This is a genomic window from Glutamicibacter sp. 363, from assembly GCF_052379505.1.
Taxonomy (GTDB): Bacteria; Actinomycetota; Actinomycetes; order Actinomycetales; family Micrococcaceae; genus Glutamicibacter.
In genome coordinates, this window is sequence record NZ_JBQSYR010000003.1 from 45,539 (window position 1) to 65,579 (window position 20,041).

At 63.5% G+C, this 20,041-nt stretch carries 18 protein-coding genes; 12 read left to right on the forward strand and 6 right to left on the reverse strand.

Translation table 11 applies throughout. The features are described from left to right. Positions 1-16: 16 nt before the first annotated feature. From atpA to ACT3UA_RS02755, 5 genes are all read left to right on the forward strand, one after another. A complete protein-coding gene (atpA, locus tag ACT3UA_RS02735; RefSeq protein WP_096283890.1) occupies positions 17-1,654 on the forward strand; it encodes a F0F1 ATP synthase subunit alpha in 1,638 nt (545 codons plus the stop codon). Positions 1,655-1,729: 75 nt separating this feature from the next. Next, positions 1,730-2,623 (forward strand): F0F1 ATP synthase subunit gamma, encoded by an 894-nt coding sequence (locus ACT3UA_RS02740; RefSeq protein ID WP_096283888.1) that lies wholly within the window; start codon positions 1,730-1,732, stop codon positions 2,621-2,623. A gap of 37 nt (positions 2,624-2,660) precedes the next feature. Further along, complete coding sequence (gene atpD, locus ACT3UA_RS02745; protein ID WP_096283886.1) at positions 2,661-4,106, forward strand: F0F1 ATP synthase subunit beta; 1,446 nt, start codon at positions 2,661-2,663, stop codon at positions 4,104-4,106. Positions 4,107-4,108: 2 nt separating this feature from the next. Next, positions 4,109-4,378, forward strand: coding sequence for a F0F1 ATP synthase subunit epsilon (locus ACT3UA_RS02750; protein WP_096283884.1), 270 nt, complete (start codon positions 4,109-4,111; stop codon positions 4,376-4,378). Between the two features lie 8 nt (positions 4,379-4,386). Continuing rightward, complete coding sequence (locus ACT3UA_RS02755; protein ID WP_444615465.1) at positions 4,387-4,815, forward strand: DUF2550 domain-containing protein; 429 nt, start codon at positions 4,387-4,389, stop codon at positions 4,813-4,815. A gap of 82 nt (positions 4,816-4,897) precedes the next feature. Here the strand turns inward: ACT3UA_RS02755 and ACT3UA_RS02760 are convergent, their stop codons facing one another. Together ACT3UA_RS02760 and nucS are read right to left on the reverse strand one after the other, a co-directional pair. After that, a complete protein-coding gene (locus tag ACT3UA_RS02760) occupies positions 4,898-6,106 on the reverse strand; it encodes an N-acetylglucosamine-6-phosphate deacetylase (RefSeq protein ID WP_444615466.1) in 1,209 nt (402 codons plus the stop codon). 9 nt (positions 6,107-6,115) lie between these two features. Then, positions 6,116-6,811, reverse strand: coding sequence for an endonuclease NucS (gene nucS / locus ACT3UA_RS02765; protein WP_444615467.1), 696 nt, complete (start codon positions 6,809-6,811; stop codon positions 6,116-6,118). 55 nt (positions 6,812-6,866) lie between these two features. Between nucS and ACT3UA_RS02770 the strand changes: the two genes are divergently transcribed. Continuing rightward, positions 6,867-7,208, forward strand: coding sequence for an ATP/GTP-binding protein (locus tag ACT3UA_RS02770; protein ID WP_444615468.1), 342 nt, complete (start codon positions 6,867-6,869; stop codon positions 7,206-7,208). Here ACT3UA_RS02770 and ACT3UA_RS02775 read toward each other — a convergent pair. Further along, complete coding sequence (locus ACT3UA_RS02775) at positions 7,205-8,479, reverse strand: AI-2E family transporter (RefSeq protein WP_255248347.1); 1,275 nt, start codon at positions 8,477-8,479, stop codon at positions 7,205-7,207. The genes ACT3UA_RS02770 and ACT3UA_RS02775 overlap by 4 nt on opposite strands. Before the next feature lie 159 nt (positions 8,480-8,638). Here ACT3UA_RS02775 and ACT3UA_RS02780 point away from each other — a divergent pair, with 159 nt between their 5' ends. From ACT3UA_RS02780 to ACT3UA_RS02795, 4 genes are all read left to right on the forward strand, one after another. Beyond that, positions 8,639-10,405, forward strand: a complete 1,767-nt coding sequence (locus ACT3UA_RS02780; RefSeq protein ID WP_141393458.1) for a hypothetical protein — start codon at positions 8,639-8,641, stop codon at positions 10,403-10,405. Continuing rightward, positions 10,405-11,313 carry a tetratricopeptide repeat protein gene (locus tag ACT3UA_RS02785; protein ID WP_444615470.1) on the forward strand — a complete coding sequence of 303 codons (909 nt, stop codon included), beginning with the start codon at positions 10,405-10,407 and terminating at the stop codon, positions 11,311-11,313. The genes ACT3UA_RS02780 and ACT3UA_RS02785 overlap by 1 nt, the downstream gene beginning before the upstream one ends. Before the next feature lie 152 nt (positions 11,314-11,465). Continuing rightward, positions 11,466-12,224 (forward strand): ABC transporter ATP-binding protein, encoded by a 759-nt coding sequence (locus tag ACT3UA_RS02790; RefSeq protein WP_096283870.1) that lies wholly within the window; start codon positions 11,466-11,468, stop codon positions 12,222-12,224. Then, positions 12,206-13,771: a transporter gene (locus tag ACT3UA_RS02795; RefSeq protein ID WP_444615471.1), complete on the forward strand. Its 1,566-nt coding sequence runs from the start codon at positions 12,206-12,208 to the stop codon at positions 13,769-13,771. The genes ACT3UA_RS02790 and ACT3UA_RS02795 overlap by 19 nt, the downstream gene beginning before the upstream one ends. Before the next feature lie 122 nt (positions 13,772-13,893). On the opposite strand, the gene ACT3UA_RS02800 is transcribed toward ACT3UA_RS02795, so the two are convergent. Next, a complete protein-coding gene (locus tag ACT3UA_RS02800; RefSeq protein WP_176484086.1) occupies positions 13,894-15,579 on the reverse strand; it encodes an HNH endonuclease signature motif containing protein in 1,686 nt (561 codons plus the stop codon). Between the two features lie 265 nt (positions 15,580-15,844). On the opposite strand from ACT3UA_RS02800, the gene ACT3UA_RS02805 reads away from it, so the two are divergent. After that, positions 15,845-16,096: a DUF3039 domain-containing protein gene (locus tag ACT3UA_RS02805; RefSeq protein ID WP_096283864.1), complete on the forward strand. Its 252-nt coding sequence runs from the start codon at positions 15,845-15,847 to the stop codon at positions 16,094-16,096. 39 nt (positions 16,097-16,135) lie between these two features. Next, positions 16,136-17,902, forward strand: coding sequence for a DEAD/DEAH box helicase (locus ACT3UA_RS02810; protein ID WP_096283862.1), 1,767 nt, complete (start codon positions 16,136-16,138; stop codon positions 17,900-17,902). Between the two features lie 62 nt (positions 17,903-17,964). Here ACT3UA_RS02810 and ACT3UA_RS02815 read toward each other — a convergent pair whose 3' ends face one another. Both ACT3UA_RS02815 and ACT3UA_RS02820 read right to left on the reverse strand, forming a co-directional pair. Further along, complete coding sequence (locus ACT3UA_RS02815; protein ID WP_444615472.1) at positions 17,965-18,582, reverse strand: isochorismatase family protein; 618 nt, start codon at positions 18,580-18,582, stop codon at positions 17,965-17,967. A gap of 58 nt (positions 18,583-18,640) precedes the next feature. After that, a complete protein-coding gene (locus ACT3UA_RS02820) occupies positions 18,641-19,939 on the reverse strand; it encodes a nicotinate phosphoribosyltransferase (RefSeq protein ID WP_096283858.1) in 1,299 nt (432 codons plus the stop codon). Positions 19,940-20,041: the final 102 nt, after the last annotated feature.

The following is a 20,041-nucleotide window of genomic DNA, read 5'->3' on the forward strand; positions in this document are numbered from 1 at the left end:
AGAGCAGGGACTGCAGATGGCCGATTTGACCATCAATGCCGACGACGTCCGTAATGCCCTAAACGAGTTCGCTACTTCCTACGAACCGGGTAAGGCAGAGCGTACCGAGGTGGGACGCGTCGTCAGCGCGAGCGACGGCATCGCCAAGGTGGAGGGTCTTCCTTCCGTCATGGCCAACGAGTTGCTCAAGTTCGAAGACGGAACTCTGGGCCTGGCCCAGAACCTAGACACCCGCGAAATCGGTGTTGTCGTGCTTGGTGACTTCACCGGCATCGAAGAGGGCCAGAAGGTTGAGCGCACCGGCGAGATCCTTTCGGTTCCAGTAGGCGACGCCTTCCTGGGCCGCGTGGTTGACCCATTGGGTGAGCCAATGGATAACCTGGGCCCAATCGAGGCCGAGAGCCGCCGTGCACTGGAACTCCAGGCACCAGGCGTCACCGAGCGCAAGAGCGTGCACGAGCCAATGCAGACCGGTCTGAAGGCTATCGACGCCATGATCCCGATCGGCCGTGGCCAGCGTCAGCTGATCATTGGTGACCGCCAGACCGGTAAGACCGCTATCGCGGTTGACACCATCTTGAACCAGCGCGCCAACTGGGCCACCGGGGATGAGACCAAGCAGGTTCGCTGCATCTACGTAGCGGTTGGACAGAAGGCATCGACCATCGCTGCCGTACGTCAGACCCTCGAAGAGGCGGGCGCTTTGGAGTACACCACCATCGTGGCCTCCCCGGCATCCGACCCAGCTGGCTTCAAGTACCTCGCCCCATACGCAGGCTCGGCCATCGGCCAGCACTGGATGTACGGTGGCAAGCACGTGCTGGTCGTCTTTGACGATCTGTCCAAGCAGGCCGAAGCATACCGCGCCGTGTCGCTGTTGCTGCGCCGTCCACCAGGACGCGAAGCCTACCCGGGCGACGTGTTCTACCTACACTCCCGCCTGCTTGAGCGTTGTGCCAAGCTCTCCGACGAACTCGGTGCAGGTTCGATGACCGGTCTGCCGATCATCGAGACCAAGGCAAACGACGTGGGCGCGTTCATCCCGACCAACGTGATCTCGATCACCGATGGTCAGATCTTCTTGCAGTCGGACCTGTTCAACGCCAACCAGCGTCCGGCCGTCGACGTGGGTATCTCCGTATCCCGCGTGGGTGGTTCGGCACAGGTCAAGGCCATGAAGAAGGTCTCCGGTACGCTGAAGCTCGAATTGGCCCAGTACCGCGACATGGCGGCCTTCGCCATGTTCGCTTCGGACCTGGATGCCGCTTCCAAGCAGCAGCTCACCCGTGGTGCACGTCTGATGGAACTGCTCAAGCAGGGCCAGTACCAGCCGTACCCCGTGGAAGATCAGGTTGTATCGGTTTGGGCCGGCACCAACGGCTACCTGGACGATGTTCCAGTGGAAGACGTTCGCCGCTTCGAGACCGAGTTCATCGATTACCTGCGTCACCGCACTCAGGTGCTGACCGTTATCGGCCAGACTGGCAAGCTGGAGAACGAGACCGTGGAAGCCATGAAGGCTGCCGTAGTCGACTTCAAGGCTGGCTTCTTCGGTGAAGGCGATGACCAGCTGGTTGCAGCCGGCCACGAAGAGCATGACGCTCTGAACGCCGAGTCCGTCGACCAGGAAAAGATCGTCAAGCAGAAGCGCTGACATTTTCTTTACGCAGGGGTGGGGCGCTGCTAGCGGCGCCACGCCCCGATCGTAAGGAATAAGGAAAGGACACACATGGGAGCCCAGATTCGGGTCTACCGCCAGAAGATCGGTTCGACTTCGTCGATGCGCAAGATCTTCAAGGCGATGGAACTGATCGCTGCATCCCGCATCGGCAAGGCACGTGCGCGTGTTTCGGCTTCACTGCCGTATGCCAATGCGATTACCCGTGCAGTAACCGCCGTCGCGTCCCAGGCCGATGTCGATCACCCATTGACCACCGAGCCGGCGCAAGTTCGCCGCGCCGCGGTCTTGGTTATGACGTCGGACCGAGGCCTCGCCGGGTCCTACTCCGCCAGCGTTCTGAAGCAGGCAGAGCATCTCGTGGAACTCCTGCGTGAGGAAGGCAAGGAAGTCAAGACCTATTTGGTCGGCCGCAAGGCTCAGGCTTACTTCGATTTCCGTTCGCGCGAGTACGCCCGAGTGTGGACCGGGGACACCGATTCCCCGCGTTTCGAAACCGCACGCGAGCTGCGCGAAATCCTCCTAGAGGACTTCGCTACCGATTACGAGCAGGGCGGTGTGGAGGAGATCCACGTCGTATACACCCAGTTCAAGTCGATGGTCACGCAGGAACCGACGGTCATCCGTCTGTTGCCGTTGGAGGTAGTCGAGGATGAGACCGAGACGCCAACCGACGAGTTGTTGCCACTGTACGAATTTGAGCCATCGCCGGAGGAAGTGCTTGACGCGCTGCTTCCGCGGTACATCGATTCGCGATTGTTCAACGCCCAGCTGCAGTCCGCAGCCTCGGAGCTCGCTGCTCGTCAGCGTGCGATGAAGGCTGCCGGCGACAATGCTGGCGAACTAATCAAGAAGTACAAGCGATTGCTCAACAATGCCCGTCAGGCTGAAATCACCCAGGAGCTTTCGGAAATTATTGCCGGCGCTGACGCGCTGAACAGCTAGTTTCCGAATTACTCCGACCAGACAAGAAGTGAGAAAGATGACTGCCCAACTCAACGAGCAGGTTACCGCAGGGGCCACCGGTCGTATTGCCCGCGTGATTGGCCCGGTCGTGGACGTCGAGTTCCCTGCCGATGCACTGCCTTCAATCTACAACGCCCTCACCGCCGAGCTAACCCTCGCCGGTGTAACCAAGACCATTACCTTCGAGACCAGCCAGCACCTCGGTGACAACATGGTCCGCGCGGTATCCCTCCAGGCCACTGACGGCCTGGTACGCGGTACCCAGGTAATCGACACCGGCGCTTCGATTTCCGTCCCTGTTGGCGACGGCGTCAAGGGCCACATCTTCAACGTTTTGGGCGAAGCCCTGGACGTTGACAACTCGGAGATCCAGGTCACCGAGCGCTGGCCAATCCACCGCCAGCCACCTAAGTTCGCAGACCTTGAGGGCTCGACCGAGATGCTGGAAACCGGCATCAAGTCGATCGACCTTCTCACCCCTTACATCAAGGGTGGCAAGATTGGTCTGTTCGGTGGTGCAGGTGTGGGTAAGACCGTGCTGATCCAGGAAATGATCACCCGTGTGGCACGTAACTTCGGCGGTACCTCGGTATTCGCCGGTGTGGGCGAGCGCACCCGTGAAGGCAACGACCTCTGGGTCGAAATGGAAGAAGCCAACGTTCTGAAGGACACCGCCCTGGTGTTCGGCCAGATGGATGAGCCACCTGGAACTCGTTTGCGCGTGGCGCTGTCGGCACTGACCATGGCGGAGTACTTCCGCGATGTGCAGAACCAGGACGTGCTGCTGTTCATCGACAACATCTTCCGCTTCACCCAGGCCGGTTCCGAGGTGTCGACCCTGTTGGGCCGCATGCCTTCGGCCGTGGGTTACCAGCCGAACTTGGCCGATGAGATGGGCCTGCTGCAGGAACGCATCACCTCGACGAAGGGCCGCTCGATCACCTCGATGCAGGCTGTTTACGTCCCGGCCGATGACTACACCGACCCGGCTCCAGCTGCAACCTTCGCTCACTTGGATGCAACCACCGAACTGTCGCGTGAAATCGCGTCGCGTGGCCTGTACCCGGCGATCGATCCGTTGACCTCGACCTCGCGAATCCTGGATCCGCAGTACATTGGTCAGGCTCACTACGACACTGCCATCCGCGTGAAGGCTATTCTGCAGAAGAACAAGGAACTGCAGGACATCATCGCGATCCTCGGCATTGACGAACTGGGCGAAGAGGACAAGATCGTCGTGTCGCGTGCACGCCGCATCCAGCAGTTCCTCTCGCAGAACACCTACACCGCAAAGCAGTTCACCGGTGTCGAGGGTTCGACCGTTGAAATCAAGGACACCATCGAAGGCTTCACGGCCATTTGCGATGGCGACCTGGACCACATCGCAGAGCAGGCGTTCTTCAACATCGGCGGTCTTGATGACGTCGAGCGCCAGTGGGCCGAAATCCAGAAGGCCAGCTAATTATGGCCGAGCTTCAGGTCGAAATCGTCGCGGCGGACCACTTCGTGTGGTCCGGCGCAGCGAAGCTGGTCAAAGCACGTTCGGTTGACGGCGAGATCGGCGTTCTGCCCGGTCACGTCCCGATGCTGTCGGTGCTTGCCGCTGGGGATCTGGAAATCGATCCAGTTTCCGAAGCGCGCTTCTCGGTGCAGATCGACGGTGGCTTCTGCTCCGTCGATTCGGATCGCGTAGTGATCGTCGCCGATAACGCTGTGATTGGTACCGCAGCGTAGGCATTGAATTGATCGAGATAACCGCACCAGTTCTGATAGCGCTGCTGGTACTAACCTGCATCGTGTTGTTCTTTGGTGCCATGGGGGTGCGCCGCATTCAATTGCGGCGCACCCTGGGCACCTTCGACACCTCCATCCGCACGCCCAAGGGCCGCTGGATGATGGCGATCGGCCGCTACGGCGGGGGACATCTGGACCTGTTGCGGTTTTTCTCTGTCTCCCCGGTGCCCAGCTACGTGCTGCAGCGCCGCGGACTGGAGATGAACGGGTGGCGTCGGCCCAGCGAGGATGAAGCGATGCAGATTCCTCCGGGGTTCGTCATCGTGCAGCTCACCCAATCGGGCGAAGAGCAGCTGCTGGCGATGGACTACCGCGACTACACGGGTTTCTCCGCCTGGCTTGAAGCCGGGCCGATCGCCGGTAGTTGGCAAATCTGAGCCAGCACCGCAAAAAGCGCATCCCGCCGCTTCCACCCATTGGGTGGACACGGCGGGATGCGCTGTTTAAACCGGGTGCGGGCTAGAGGACCTGCCCGTTGCGGATCACCTGCTGCAGCTGCAGCTTCGGATCCAGCATCACCACGTCGGCGCAGAAGCCATAGTGGAGGCTGCCGACCTCGTCGGCCAGGCCGATCAGCGCGGCGGGGATGGAGGTGGCGGACTCGATCGCCCGGGTCAGCGGGATGCCCGCATCGACCGTGCAGCGCAGCACCTCTAGCAAGGTGCTGGTGCCTCCGGCCAGCGAACCGTCGGCCAGGCGGGCCTGCGAGTCCTTGACCTCAACCTGCGCCGGGCCCAGCGAGTAGTGCCCGTCGCTGAGCCCCGTGGCGGCCATCGAATCGCTGACCAGCACCACATGGCGCCCGCCGATCAGGTTGAATACCAGGCGGACCGTATCGGGGGACAGATGCACATCATCGGCGATGAGTTCCACGAAGGCGTTGCCGCGCGAGGCCTCCTCCAGGCAGGCGGCCACCGGACCGGGCTCCCGGTGATGCAGCGGAGGCATGCCGTTGAACAGGTGGGTGACGGTGGGCTTCTCGGTGAAGCCGTCCACCCCGGCGTTGCTCAGCTGGTCGCGGGCGTAGCGCAGGGAGGCGGCGGTGACCTCGGCGCTGGCATTCGTGTGGCCCAGGGAGGGCACGACGCCGAGGATCACGAGCTGTTCGATCAGCTCCTCGCAGCCGGCCAGCTCCGGGGCGTAGGTCATGGTGCGCAGCTGGCCGCGGCTGGCGGCCACGAGCTCCTCGACGAATCCGGGATCCGGGTCGGTGAGGTAGCGCGGATCTTGCGCCCCGCAGCGCGCCGCGGACAGGAACGGGCCTTCGGCGTGGATGCCGGCGATCTGGCCCGCCTCGGCGAACTCGGCCAGAATTTCTGCCGCCCGAGTCATTTCGCCCTGCTCGGCGGTGACCAGCGAGGCGAGCAGGGTGGTAGTGCCGGCGCGGTGCAGGTACTCCAGGGCGTCGGTGACCTGCCCGTGTTCCGGGGCGGCGAAATCGGCGCCGAGGGCCCCGTGGCAGTGCAAATCGATCAGCCCGGGGATGAGGATGGTGCCTTCGGGCACCGGATAGTCGGTGAATTCTTCCGCCTCGGGCAGGGCGAGCCAGTCGTCGCGGTTGCCCGCGAAACGGATTCGATCGTCCTCGATGGCCAGAACACCATCGCTGACTTCCTGTCCATCGGAGACGAGAGTGGCGAAAATGGCGTAACGCGAAGCGGTATTCATGTACCTAGCTTAGAAGAGTCTGCCCGCAGAGTCATCGACTCCGCGCATTGCATCGTAATCCAGGGTCAGGCAGCGGATCCCGCGGTCCTCGGCCAGGGTGCGCGCCTGCGGCTTGATCTGCTGCGCGGCGAACACGCCGGTCACCGGTTTGAGCAGCGGATCGCGGTTGAGCAGCTCCAGATAGCGGGTGAGCTGCTCGACACCATCGATGTCGCCGCGGCGCTTGAGTTCCACCGCCACTGCGGCGCCGGAGGCGTCGCGTGCCAGGATGTCCACCGGGCCGATGGCGGTCATGTATTCGCGGCGCACCAGCCGGTGACCGTCGCCGAGCAGCCCGATCTGCTCCGCCAGCAGGCGCTGCAGATCGGCCTCCACGCCGTCCTTGATCAGCCCCGGGTCCACGCCGAGCTCATGAGCCGAATCGTGCTCGATCGAATGGAAGCTGATGGTCAACTTGTCATCGGTCTTCGCGCTGGCCACATGCCAGACGCTGAGCGCGCCGAGGGCGGCGGCGTCCTCATCGGGACTCGCCTCACGCAATACCAGCGGCGGATTCATCCAGTTCAACGGCTTGTAACTGCCGCCGTCCGAATGGATCAGCACCGAACCATCGGCCTTGACCATGATCAGCCGGGTAGCTAGGGGGAGGTGGGCTCGAAGACGGCCCTCGTAATCTACTGAACACTTTGCAACCACTAAACGCACCCGACCCACTTTACCGGTTCGTGCCGCCGGTGCGCGATACGGCATGATTAAAGGCATGCCACGTTCGAACCGCCCGCGCCGCAAATCAGGATCCGCACCGAATGCTCGGTCGCGGTCCAACGCGCCCCAAGGCAATGACGAAGATTGGATGCAGCGCGCCCGCTATGGGGTGGTGCGCCTGCAGGACGCCCCGGACGGCCAATGGCATGTGCGCAAGGTGTCTCCGCTGAACGCGGTGAAAACCTACACCTGCCCGGGCTGCCACCGAATGATCACCCCGGGCGTGGCGCACCTGGTGACCTGGCGGGCCGATCATTGGTCCGGGGACGATGCGGCCGCCGCCAATCGCCGGCACTGGCATCCGAACTGCTGGGAATCGCGCTCCTACCGCTACTAGAGCCGGTCCTGGCGGGCGATGAACACCTCGCGCAGCAGGATCATCGCCGAGGCGGCGACCGGGATGGCCATCAGCGCCCCGGTGATCCCCACCAGCGTGCCGCCGGCGATCACCGAGATCACCGCGACGGCCCCGGGCACCGCGACGGCCTTGTTCATAATGCGCGGGGAGACGAAGTAGGCCTCCAGCTGCAGGTAGCCGAAGTAGCAGACCGCGTAGATCAGCGCCGTCTGCCAGCCCAGGGTGAGGGTGACCAGGGTGACCAGCACCCCGGCGATCACCGCGCCGACCAGCGGAATGAAGGCCAGCATCGCGACCAGCAAGGTCAGCAACGCCGCGAAGGGGACCTCCAGCAGGGTCATCAGCGCCAGCGCCACGAGCGCGTTGAGCACCGCCACCGAGGCCTGGCCCATGACGTAGTTGCCCACCGAGCGGGTGATGCGGGTGGCGATTTCGCTGGCGCGCACCCGCTTGGAGCGCGGAACCAGGCGCATCGAAAACGACATCATGCCCGGCAGCGAGGCGAGGAAGTAGATCGCCAGCACCAGCACGATGAGCACCCCGAACATCGACTGGGCCACCGTCTGCGAGACGCCCAGCACGCCGCCGAACACATTGGTGACCGCGCCGGAATCGCCGAAGAAGCGCTGCACCTCGGTATTAACGCGCGCCGAGAGCGCATACTGCGCATCGATCTGCCTGACCCATTGGCTATTGAGGAAGTTGTCGGTGATTTCCGGGGCGCGGGAGATGAATTGGGTGATCTGGGTGACCAGGGTCGGGATGATCAGCGCCATGAACCCCGCGAAGATCGCCAGCAGCCCGACCATCGTGGAGGTGACCGCCAGCGGCCGGTTCAACCCGCGGCGCATCAGGAACCGCACCACCGGGTCAAGTCCCAGGGCTATGAATAAGGCGATCGAAATCCAGGTGATCAGCGAGCCGACATTGGTCAGCAGGTAGTAGCCGGCCAGCGCCAATCCCACGCCAATGGTGCCCAGAAAACCCATGGAGATCGGGTGCAGGGCGGGAATCGGCTCGGGGGCCTCCTGATCGGTGGCATCGGGGAGTTCACCGAACGCATTGGGGCGCCGCGGGGATTTGAGTAGTGCGTTCACCTTGGCGGCAAGCCGGCGGGCCCACTGCGCGGTGGGGGAATCGGGCTCGGCGGAACCCGGTTCGCGCCGCCCGGCGGCCGGCCCGGTGGCGGAAGGATGCGCGGGGTTAGTCGCCGGGTCCGGAAGCTCATTGGGCGGCTGATTACTCTCCATGGCACCGAGCATACCGCCGGAATGGGTTCTGAAAGTGCTCTATGACACTCCGACATGGTCATTTGAGTCACTTCACAGGTAGCCCGCGGAACCATTGGGGCGGTGGACTCGTTAGACTTGTGAAAGAACAGCTGTGACCGTTGGCGAATAGGTGAAGTCGTGCGAAAAGTTATCTCCGTGATCGCGATCCTGCTTGGGGCCGTTGCCCTGGTGGTAGGGATCGGACAGAAGACCTTTTGGGCTCCGCCCGAAACGGTCACCGCAAGCATGCCAGAATTTGAATCCGAGGCACCGCTGACGGTTATCCAACCGTCGGTGCAGAACGCCAACGCCGAACCGGTGGAGCTGGTGATCAGCGCAGAGGGCGAATTCACCGCCTCGCTGGCGCGCAGCTACGACGTCGAGGCGTGGGTCGACGACGCCTCCCATGTGGAGCTGACCGGAGTGGACCGCGAAAACCACCAGCTGGTCGCCGAACTGCTCGACGGGGAGAAGAAGACCCCGAACCCGGCTGGCGATGACCTGTTCTTCGACTCGCAGAAGGCCGATGGCACAATGACCTACCGCTGGACCGCGCCGGATGACGGCGACTGGTCGCTGCTGCTGGCCGCCGATGGCACCAAGGCGGCGCCAACCGATATTTCGGTCACCTACGCCAACGACGATGCCATGCCATGGGCGCTGCCGCTGATCATCATCGGCGCGCTGCTGCTCGTCTTCGGTGTGGCCCTGCTGCTGATGCGCGTAATCAAGCCTTCCAAGCCTGCACGCCGCGCCGAAGCGGCGTCCCCGGGCACCAAGGGCGGCTCGACCACGCAGAACTCGCTGGCCATGGCCGCGGTGCTCGCGTTGGCCGTGGGCGGAGTCAGCGTGCCGATGGCACCCTCGGAAGACCAGCCAGCCGAATCGGCCAAGGCCTCGGACTCCGCGAAATCCGAGGAATCCGAGCCGGCCGAGGAATCCAAGCCCGCCGACGACTCGAAGCCTGCCGAAGAATCGACGTCCGCGGAAGCCGAACCGGATAGCTACCCGGTGCTCACCGAGGAGCAGCTGCAGCGGATCCTGGGCGACGTGGAGAAGCAGATCGGCAAGGCCGACGAGAAGAACACGAAGAAGGACCTGGATGCCCGCGCTTCCGGTGCCTTCAAGGACCTGCGCACCAAGCGCTACGACATCCTGAACGACGACATCGAGATCGCCAAGCCGCTGGCGCTGAAGACCGCGGTGATTCGCTCGGCCGCCGTGCCGAATAGCTCCGAGGCAAAATTTCCGCGCGTGATCTCCGTGGTGACCGCAAAGGACTCGGATCCGGCCACCTTGCCGATGGCGTTGACCCTGAAGCAGGACAGCGCTCGCGATAACTACAAGGTCAGCTTCGCCGCGCAGATGCTGCCGAACTCGACCTTCCCGGGCATCGCGGTGGGCGACCCCTCGATCCAGCAGCTGGGCAACAACGCCGAAGGGCTGAAGGTCAAGCCGGAAGAGGCGCTCGACCAGCTGGCGGACGTGTTGACCAACGAGAAGTCCAAGCACAAGGGCAACTTTGCGGAATCCGAATTCATCAAGGCGATCCACTCGGGGCAGAAGAAGGAAAAGGAAGAAGCCAACGAGGCGAATGTGAAGTACTCGCGCTCGGTCACCAAGAACGACACGCAGGTGATTTCCACCCCCGATGGCGGCGCGATCGTCACCGGCCGGCTGAACCAGAAGGCAGTATTCGAGCGCACCGAGGATGCAGATCCGCTGGAGAGCGCCGACGAGCTGACCAAGAAGTTGCTTGGATCGAGCACCTCTACCGGTAACGTAGAGATCACGTACGCCGAACCGGTGATGATGTACATCCCAGCGTCCGGCAATGACGACAAGATTCAGCTAGTCGCCAGCGAGGTAGTGTTGCTGAGCGTCAAGCAGGCGGAGGAGAACTAATGACCGAACCACATATTCCCTCGGCTCGTGGAGCCATCGATTTAGGCTCCCTGGCCGCCAATGGCCCGCAGGCCACCGAGGAGAGCGCACCCGGCGCGGCGGCTAGCTGGACGCTGACCCTGGACGAGGCGGCATTCCAGCAGTTTGTCGGGCTCTCCCAGCAGGTGCCGGCGATCGTGTCCCTGGGTTCGCCCCGCGTGCAGGTCTCCGCAGACCTCGACACCGCGCTGAAAACCCTCGTGGATCGCCGCGCCGGCAAGATGGTGCTCGGCCTGGTGGACGCGGAGAAGTACCCGAATATCGCCCAAGCGTTCAAGGCGGAGCAGATCCCGATGGTGATCGCGCTGGTCAACGGCCAGCCGGTCCCGCTCTTCCAAGGCCCGGCAGCTGCCGAGCAGATCGACCAGGTGCTCAATCAGCTGGCCGAACTGGGTGTGCAGCAGGGCTTGGCCGGGAGCGTTCCGGCCTTCTCCGGTGGAAGCGAAGAGCAGCCATTGCCGCCGCTGCACCAAAAGGCGGTGGATGCGATCGACGCCGGTGACTACGCCGCCGCCGAGGCCGCCTACCTTGAAGCGCTCAACGAAAAGCCCAACGATCAGGACGCCCAGGTCGGCGTCTACCAGGTGCGTTTGCTCTCCCGCACGCAGAGCCTGGAACTGAACGAGGCGCGAGCCGCCGCGGCAGAGAACCCGGATGATCTCACCGCGCAGCTGAACGTCGCGGATCTGGACTTGGTCGGCGGACATGTGGAAGACGCCTTCGCCCGGCTGGTTTCGCTGATCTCGCGGTTGGCCGATGAAGACCGCGAACGGATCCGCCGCAGGCTGATCGAGCTCTACGCGGTGATCGGCAACGCGGATCCGCGTGTGGCCGCATCGCGCCAGAAGCTGGCCCGCGTGCTGTTCTAAGCACCCGCAGCCCATGGCGGCCCACTCTCATTGCTCAGGCGATGAAAGTGGGCCGTTTTATTTTGCCTGAATGCTTCTACCACGGGCCTGGGCTACGAGATTAACTCCAAAGGATGATGCGTCTTGACTTGGCAGGTTGATATTCTCGACACATGAATAGCATGGCGCTCGAAATAAGGAACCTTGCCAAGCAATTTGGTGACAAGGTTGCGGTGAACAATGTCAGCCTCCAGGTGCCCGCCAAGTCCTTTTACGGACTAGTTGGCCCCAATGGCGCAGGCAAAACGACGATGCTTTCAATGGCGACCGGATTGCTGCGCCCGGATCAGGGCAGCGCGCTGGTCAACGGGGTGGACATCTGGGCGGAGCCGCACACCGCCAAGCGGACCCTGGGCGTGCTTGCCGACGGGGTGCGACAATTCGACCGGCTGACCGGCCGGCAGCTGGTGACCTACGCCGGCCTGCTGCGCGGCATGGACCGCGAGGAGGTCACCACGCGCACCGAAGACCTGCTGCGCGTGATGGATTTGAGCGCGGATGGAGACAAACTCGTCGTGGACTACTCCGCGGGTATGACCAAGAAGATTTCGCTGGCGACCGCGATGATCCACTCGCCGAAGCTGCTGGTGCTCGATGAGCCCTTCGAAGCGGTGGACCCGGTCTCCGCGGCGAATATCCGCGACATCCTCAACGACTACGTCGCCTTCGGCGGCACCGTGATCGTTTCTTCGCACGTGATGGACCTGGTCCAGCGCATGTGCTCGCATGTTGCGGTCATCGACGGCGGCGTGCTCAAGGCCTCGGGCACGGTGGACGAGGTACGCGACGGGATGTCCTTGGAGGACCGCTTCGTCGATCTGGTCGGCGGCCGTGGCACGAGTGAAGGGCTGTCATGGTTGCGTACATCCTAAAGCTGAAGCTGCGGCTACTGGCCAACGGCTTCAAGCGCAGCCCGTGGCAGCTGGCGGGCGTGATCTTCGGTGGGCTTTACGCGCTGGGCATGGTGGTGATGCTGTCGCTGGCCATGTGGTTTAGCGCCGATAACTTAGAGGCGCGCGGCTGGGTGAGCGTGCTGGTCGGTTCGGTGATTGTGCTTGGTTGGGCCGTGGTCCCGCCGATGATCACCGGTGTGGACCTGACCCTGGAGCCACAGCGCTTCGTCCACTTCGGCATCGAGGCCAAGGCCTTGGCCCGCGGGCTGATCCTCGCCGGATTCATCTCGGTTCCGGCCATTCTGACGATGCTTGCGGTGCTGGGCTTTTCCACGATCTGGCGACTGGATCCATTGACGCTCATCGTTGGGCTGCTCTGCGCGATCGGCACCTGGGTGATGGCGATTCTGCTCTGCCAGTACCTGACGATCATGGCCACCGCGCTGCGCGCCAAGCGCCGTTTCCGCGAGCTGTCTTTCGGCGTGCTGTTCTTGCTGTTGATCAGCCTGGGCCCGATCATCACCACGATCGCCACCAACGTCGAATCGATCTTCGACCTGCTGATCCCCGCCACCAAGGTCCTTGCGTTCACCCCGCTCGGTGCCTTTGCAGCCGTACCAAATGACTTTGCCACCGGTCAGTTCGCGGCGTTGGGACTGCACCTCGCATTGGCGCTGGTCTACCTGGCCGGGCTGTATCTCTTGCTGACCCGAGCCACCGGCAAGGCCACGGTGACTCCGCCGGCCGCGCAGCGTGCATCGAGCGCGAAGGGATTGGGGTTCTTCAAAATCACCCCGGCCACGCCCAGCGGTGCGGTGGCCGCGCGCGCCCTGACCTATTGGTTCAAAGACCCGCGCTATGCGTTGAGCGTGATCATGGTGCCGATGCTCCCGATCATCTTTTACTTTGCCAGCGGAACCACGGGAAACTACTCCATGATGCTGCTGCTCGGTCCATTGATCGGCATTCTGATGGGATTCTCGATCTCCGCGGATGTCTCCTATGACAACACCGCTTTTGCGTTGCATGTGCTCACCGGTGTGACGGGCAAGGACGATCGTTTGGGCCGCGTGCTGGCGTGCTTCGCACTGGTCATCGTGCCGCTGGTCCTGGCCGCAGTTTTGCCGGCAGCGCTGATCGGTCAGCCGTGGCGTATTCCCGGCGATTTGGGAATGTCCTTAGGAGCGTTCCTGATTGCGTTGGGCGTCGCCTCGATCGCTTCGGCGCGATACACCTACGCGGTGCCGCTGCCGGGGGACAATCCGATGAAGACTCCGCCAGGCAATGGTGCCCGCGTGGCGCTGACTCAGCTGGCCACCTTTGGCATCATGGGTGTGCTGCTGATTCCAACGCTGGTGCCATATATCTTCGGTTGGGTGACCCAATCGATGCTGGCCGGATACATTACCGTCGCGGTCGGCCTGATCACCGGTTCCATCATGCTGTTCCTTGGGATCAAGATTGGTGGCAAGACCATGGACGCGCGTCAGCCGGAGCTGATGCAAGCGGTGCTGGTCAACCGCTAGACAGTCAACACTGCAACGCCCGTATCATTTGAACCGCAGAAATCTGGTTCGACTGATACGGGCGTTTTTGTGCTCGGGCGCTTGATTAGCGTGGGGCGGCGGAGGGCAGAGTCGATACGTGGTTAGTCCCAGTAAGCATTACGCCGTGGCAACTGCAGCGGATCGATATGCTTGGGCATAATCACGTGCGGCAACCCGTCGACCATCACGATCTTGATCCGCCCCGAATCCGCGTCCATATGTGCGCCGCGGCAGAGGCCGCCGAGATTGCTCAGCTTCGTCTCCCCGCCCAACCAGTAGGCCAGAATATGGTGGAATTCGATCTTCTCAGGCGGCTCGGTGCATCCAGGCACAATACACCCCCGATCACGCGCCAGCACGGCGCGTTTAAGTTTCTCCGGGACCAGCCGCTGAGCTCGGCCGTAATCGAGCAGTTCGCTCTTCGAATTGAACACCGCGGGGATGATGTCCGCTTGGCATAAGAGCCGTCTCAAATCCCCGGGTGGCAAATGCACCCCGTGCGCGGTGCGGGCATTGCCTGCGGCGAGATCATGCAAATCTTCGAGCTTCAAATGGACGAGGATTTCGGGCCTGATCCGTGAGCTTCCCTCCCCGGTGCCGTTGGGGAGCATGGTGAGGATGTCCATGAGGGCGTTCAGTGCGCGTTCGGGGACGGTGGCCACGGTTTCTGGGGTTTCTGGTTCCCATTTCGCTTCGTTGCCGACGCCCTCGGGTAGGAAGTCCGGGTATCCCGTTTCAGGTGTTGCAGTCTGCTCAGGTGCTAGCGCTTCTGTTTCTGGCTCCACTGCAAGCTCGGGTTCGCTGGCTGCAGAATCCGGGCTGGAAGCCTGCTCGGGGGCCCTAGTGTCCACCGGTGGCCGGTTGATGCGAGCCTGCGCGCCGGCACGGGTGCGTGAATTGTTGGACTTCGCAATCAACGAATCAAATAATTCACCTTCCACAGTGGAGACCCGGAGCAAGAATTCACGGCTCAACGAGTTTTTCACCGGCAACGCATAGAACCCACGCTGCAGCGAGGATCCGGTTGAGGTCCCTTCGGTGGTACTCACACTGGTGATCAGCTCGTTAACTTGTTTGTTGGTTTCAGACACACTTTGTCCGGCGGAGAGCAGAGTGGCTGCATGTTCTTCGACCGGGCGCCCATCGGCATGGAACAGGGTCGGTTCGGTGGCCGCACCGTCAAAGGTCAGGTCTTTTGGTTCGCGTTTTGCTAGTTTCTGGCTGGTCTCCCGCACCACAGCCGGATGAAGCGCCGGGTCCGGGGTGGCGAACAGGGTGGCCAGGTGGGTGAAGCGCGGTGGGACTTGGTTGCCTGCCATGTCTCGTCGGCCAATGAGGTCGCTCGCGTCGTTGATGAGCTTGTTCGCATCCGCGAAGGGGATGCGTATCCAGGAGGAGAGCAGCGCTGCGGGGGTTTGGAAGCTGGCTTTGCCCGGGCAGCGGATCGCCTCGCGGGTGGTGTCTGGCGGTTCAGCGCGGAGTTTGTCCAGTTCTGTCTCGTGCAGGGTGTGGGCGTTGGTGGCGGCCAGTCGGTCTGCGGCGGTGACGCGCATCCGGGCTGCTTCGTCTTCGAGCCTCTGGCCGGTGGTGGCTAGTTCCAGAGCGAGGCGAGGATCGGTGGTGGTGGAAAGGTGTTTGCGCAGGAAAGTGAACAGGGCTGCGCCGGCGTTGGAGAGAGTGCGCAGGGTTTCACCGCTGAGGTTTTCCGGCTCACTGGTAGCTGCGGTCAGCTCGGTGAGCGTCGCATGCAATTCGGTGAGGGCATCCTCATGGGCGGTGGTGTTCATGAGTCGAGTATGCGCGCGGTTGCGCGGATGACACTGGAGGTGGGGCCGACTGTGGATAAGGCAGACACACCCGGTGGCATCGGGGGTTTGAAATGCGCTGAGCCCGGAGGGGCAGGGCGGCGGCGGAGGCGGATAAAGGTGCTGGTTGCGCGGGTATTCATGCGCGTCCTGCCGGGGCGGCAGGCGAGTCAAGGGGAAGGCAATGTGGATAAGCTCCCATCGCCGAGGGTGCCGTGCCCGGCGTTGGCGTACTAGAATTGGTGGCATGGTGGAACAGTCTGAAGAAACCCGTGGTGGAACATCAACGATCGAGCGCACTGACACGAATCAAAGTGTCGAAGCCGGCGATCATGAGCGCTTTGCGCACTATGTGCAGAAGGAAAAGATCATGGAGTCGGCGCTGTCCGGCGAGCCGGTGATCGCGCTGTGCGGCAAGGTATGGACGCCGGGCCGTGACCCGAAGAAGTTCCCGGTCTGCCCCGAATGCAAGGAAATCTACGAATCCATGATGGGTTAAGTAGCGGGACAACCAGCAGGAACCATCGGGAAAAGGTAAATGACCGAGACACTTTTTGATTTTGGTGACAAGCTTCCGCTGGAAGACAAGCTCCCTCCGGCGTACCCGGAACGGGCGGCCTGGGGGACCGGGCCGAAGCTTCGCGCCTGGCAGGCCGAGGCGCTGGCAAAATACTTTGATGCCGAACCACGGGACTTCATGGCCGTGGCGACCCCCGGCGCGGGTAAAACTACCTTCGCGCTGCGCCTGGCGAAGGTGCTGGTGGATTCGGGCAAGATCAACCGGATGATCGTCGTCGCGCCCACGGACCACCTGAAAAAGCAGTGGGCCGATGCCGCGGCACGTGTGGGAATTGCGCTGGATCCGAACTACAAGAACTCTGATGGGCGGCACGGCTCGCACTACTTGGGCGTCGTGGTGACCTATGCGCAGGTGGCGCAGAAGCCAGCGGTGCACCGGGCGAAAACCGAAGGTGCGCGCACGCTGGTCGTGATGGACGAGGTGCACCACGCAGGTGACGCGCTCTCCTGGGGAGACGGCATTCGCGAGGCCTTCGAGCCGGCCACCCGCCGCCTCGCGCTGACCGGTACGCCGTTCCGTTCGGACGCGGCGCCGATTCCGTTTGTGCAGTATGCGGACGAGGGCGATGGCATCCGTCGCTCGAAGGCGGATTACACCTACGGCTATGGCAAGGCGCTGGCAGACCACGTGGTGCGCCCGGTGCTGTTCATGGCCTATTCCGGGGCGATGCGTTGGCGTACCGCGGCGGGCGAGGAGATGGAAGCCGAGCTCGGCGCCGGATTCACCAAGGATGTCACCGCGCATGCCTGGCGCACCGCCTTGGACCCGCACGGGGATTGGATTCCTTCGGTGCTGCGTGCGGCGGATCGCCGGCTTTCCGAGGTGCGGCGCACCGTGAAGGACGCCGGTGCCCTGGTGATCGCCACCGACCACGAGGATGCGCGCGGTTATGCCACCCAGCTGGAGGCGATCAGCGGCGAGAAGGTCACCACGATCCTCTCCGATGACCCGAAGGCTTCGCAGAAGATCGACGATTTTGCCGCCTCCGATTCGCGCTGGATGGTCGCGGTGCGCATGGTGTCCGAGGGCGTGGACGTGCCCCGGCTGTGCGTGGGCGTGTATGCCACTTCCACCTCGACCCCGCTGTTCTTCGCGCAGGCCGTCGGGCGTTTTGTGCGTAGCCGCAAGCGCGGCGAGGTCGCCAGCGTGTTCCTGCCCTCGGTGCCGGTGCTGATGGCGCTGGCCAACGAGATGGAGATCGAACGCGACCACGCGCTGGACCGCGAAGGGGAGAAGCTCGAAGACGGCCTGGACGACGCGTTCCTCGAAGAAGCGAATCGCGAAGAGAAAGCCAGCGACGAGCTGAACAAGGCCAAATTCGAGGCGCTGAACTCCCAGGCCTCCTTCGACCGGGTGCTCTTCGATGGCGGCGAATTCGGCACCGGTGCGGAGCTGGGCAGCGATGAGGAGCTCGGCTTCCTCGGGATTCCCGGTCTGCTGGACACCGAGCAGGTGTCCGCGCTGCTGCGCGAGCAGCAGAACAAGCAGATTTCGCGCGGGGCCACGAAGCCCGAACCGGTCAGCGACCACCGGCGGATGATGGACCTGCGCTCGAAGCTGTCGAAGAACGTTTCGGCCTGGGCCTCGCGCACCGGCGTGCCGCATGGGCAGGTGCACAACAAGCTGCGCAGCGTGTGCGGCGGTCCGGCGGTGCCCCAGGCAACCGCGGACCAGCTGCAGGCGCGCATCGACAAGCTGCAGGACTGGTTCGTCGGGCGCAAATAGGGCCGGCGAACGTGCAACGGCGCCCCGCATCATGCGGGGCGCCGTTGGCGTCTAACGAATGTTCAGGGCGCGGGGCTGACCGGTTCCAACCCCAAGGTGAGCACGATGGCTCCGGCCTCGCGCAGCTGGGTGTAGACCGCGGGCAGATTCTCCGGGCTCACCGCCGCGGTCAGCGGGGCGAGCACGGTGGTGCTGAATCCGGCGCGGGCGGCATCCAGCGCGGTGGCGCGTACGCAGTGATCGGTGGCGATGCCCACGATGTCCACCGTGGTGATGCCGCGCTCGCGCAACCAGTGACCGAGCAGGGCGCCGGACTCGTCCTCGGGCGCCGCGCCCGGATCCAGGACCCGGGCCTCGAATCCGGAGTAGGCGGCGGTGAAGCGGCCCTTGGCGAAGTGCGCGTCGACTTCCAGCGCGGCGATGCTTGGGTGCAGCTCCGCGCCTGCGGTTCCGGCGACGCAGTGCACCGGCCAGGACTCGGCGAAGTCCGGGGCCTCGGAAAAATGGGCTCCCGGATCGATATGCCAATCCTGGGTGGTGATGATCGCGCTGTAGGACTCGCGGCGGGCCATCACATCCTCGGCGATCGCGGCAGCGACGGCGTTGCCGCCGGCCACGGCCAGCGGGCCGCCTTCGCAGAAATCCGGTTGGACATCGACAACTAGCAGGGCTCGACTCATGTTTTGCTCCTAATCATTGCGAGTGAATAGGGTTTTAACCATAATACTGCCTCGGCGCTCAGTCCTCGCGGATGATCGTCGGGATGACCGGCTCGCCGCGCTGGAGCTTGCGTGCCACTCCGGGCATTTCCTGGATCGAGGCGTGGTGGCGCGCCCGGGCCTTTTCCACGCCGGCCGCGCCGATGAAGGACTCATCGATCCGGCCCGCGGTGACGAAGGGCACCGAAAGCTGGCGCTCGGGCCCGCCGGTGCTGTACTCCTCGAGCGAGACGATCTCCGCGGTGGCACGGTTGCGATCGTTGAGCTGGCGGACCGCGTGCTTGCGCCCGCCTACGCTCGCCTTGTTCGCCGAGGCCTTCGCCACCGGAATCCAGCTGCCGGCCGAATCCTGCCGGGCGACGAGCTTGTAGACCATCGAGGCGGTCGGGTGCCCGGAGCCGGTGACCAGGGCGGTGCCCACGCCGTAGGAATCCACCGGTGCGCTGCCCAGGGCCGCGATCGCGTATTCGTCCAGATCCGAGGTGACGGTGATCTTGGTGTTCCAGTTGCCCAGGTCGTCGAGCAGCTCGCGCACCCAGCCGGCCTGCTGGACCAGGTCGCCGGAGTCCAGGCGCACCCCGCCGAGCTCGGGGCCGGCCACCTTGACCGCGGTGCGCACCCCGGCCTCCACCTCGTAGGTGTCCACCAGCAGCGTGGTGTCTTTGCCCAGCGACTGGATCTGCGCGGCGAAGGCCTGCTCTTCGGTGTCGTGCAGCAGGGTGAAGGAGTGCGCGGAGGTGCCCACCGTCTTGATGCCGTAGCGTGCACCGGCCTCCAGATTGGAGGTCGAATCGAATCCGGCGATGATCGCGGCGCGGGCGGCGGCCACCGCGGATTCCTCGTGGGTGCGCCGGGAGCCCATCTCGATGCACGGACGGGTGCCGGCCGAGGCGATCATGCGCGAGGCGGCCGAGGCGATGGCCGAATCGTGGTTCAGGATCGAGAGGATGTAGGTTTCGATCACGCAGGCCTCGGCGAAGGTGGACTGCACGGTGAGGATCGGGGAGTGCGGGAAGTAGAGCTCGCCCTCGGCGTAGCCGGTGATGTCGCCGGTGAACCTGAAATTCTCCAGGTAGTCCAGGGTTTGCTTGTTCACCACCTTGGTATCGGCGAGGAAGCGCAGCTGCGTCTCGTCGAAGTGGAAGTCTTTGAGGCCTTCGAGCAGGCGCCCGGTGCCAGCGACCACGCCGTAGCGTCGTCCCTCGGGCAGCCGGCGCGAGAAGGCTTCGAACACCGAGGGGCGGTGAGCGGCGCCGGAGGCGAGGGCCGCCTGCAGCATGGTCAGCTCGTAGTGATCGGTAAAAAGGCTGGTGAGCATGTGGTGCTCCTGATCGAAAAGTGGATGGACCGGCCTTTACTGTATAACGCCTCACGCTTGCGGTGATATTCACAACGCACCGCGTCTCCTGGCAAGATGGGG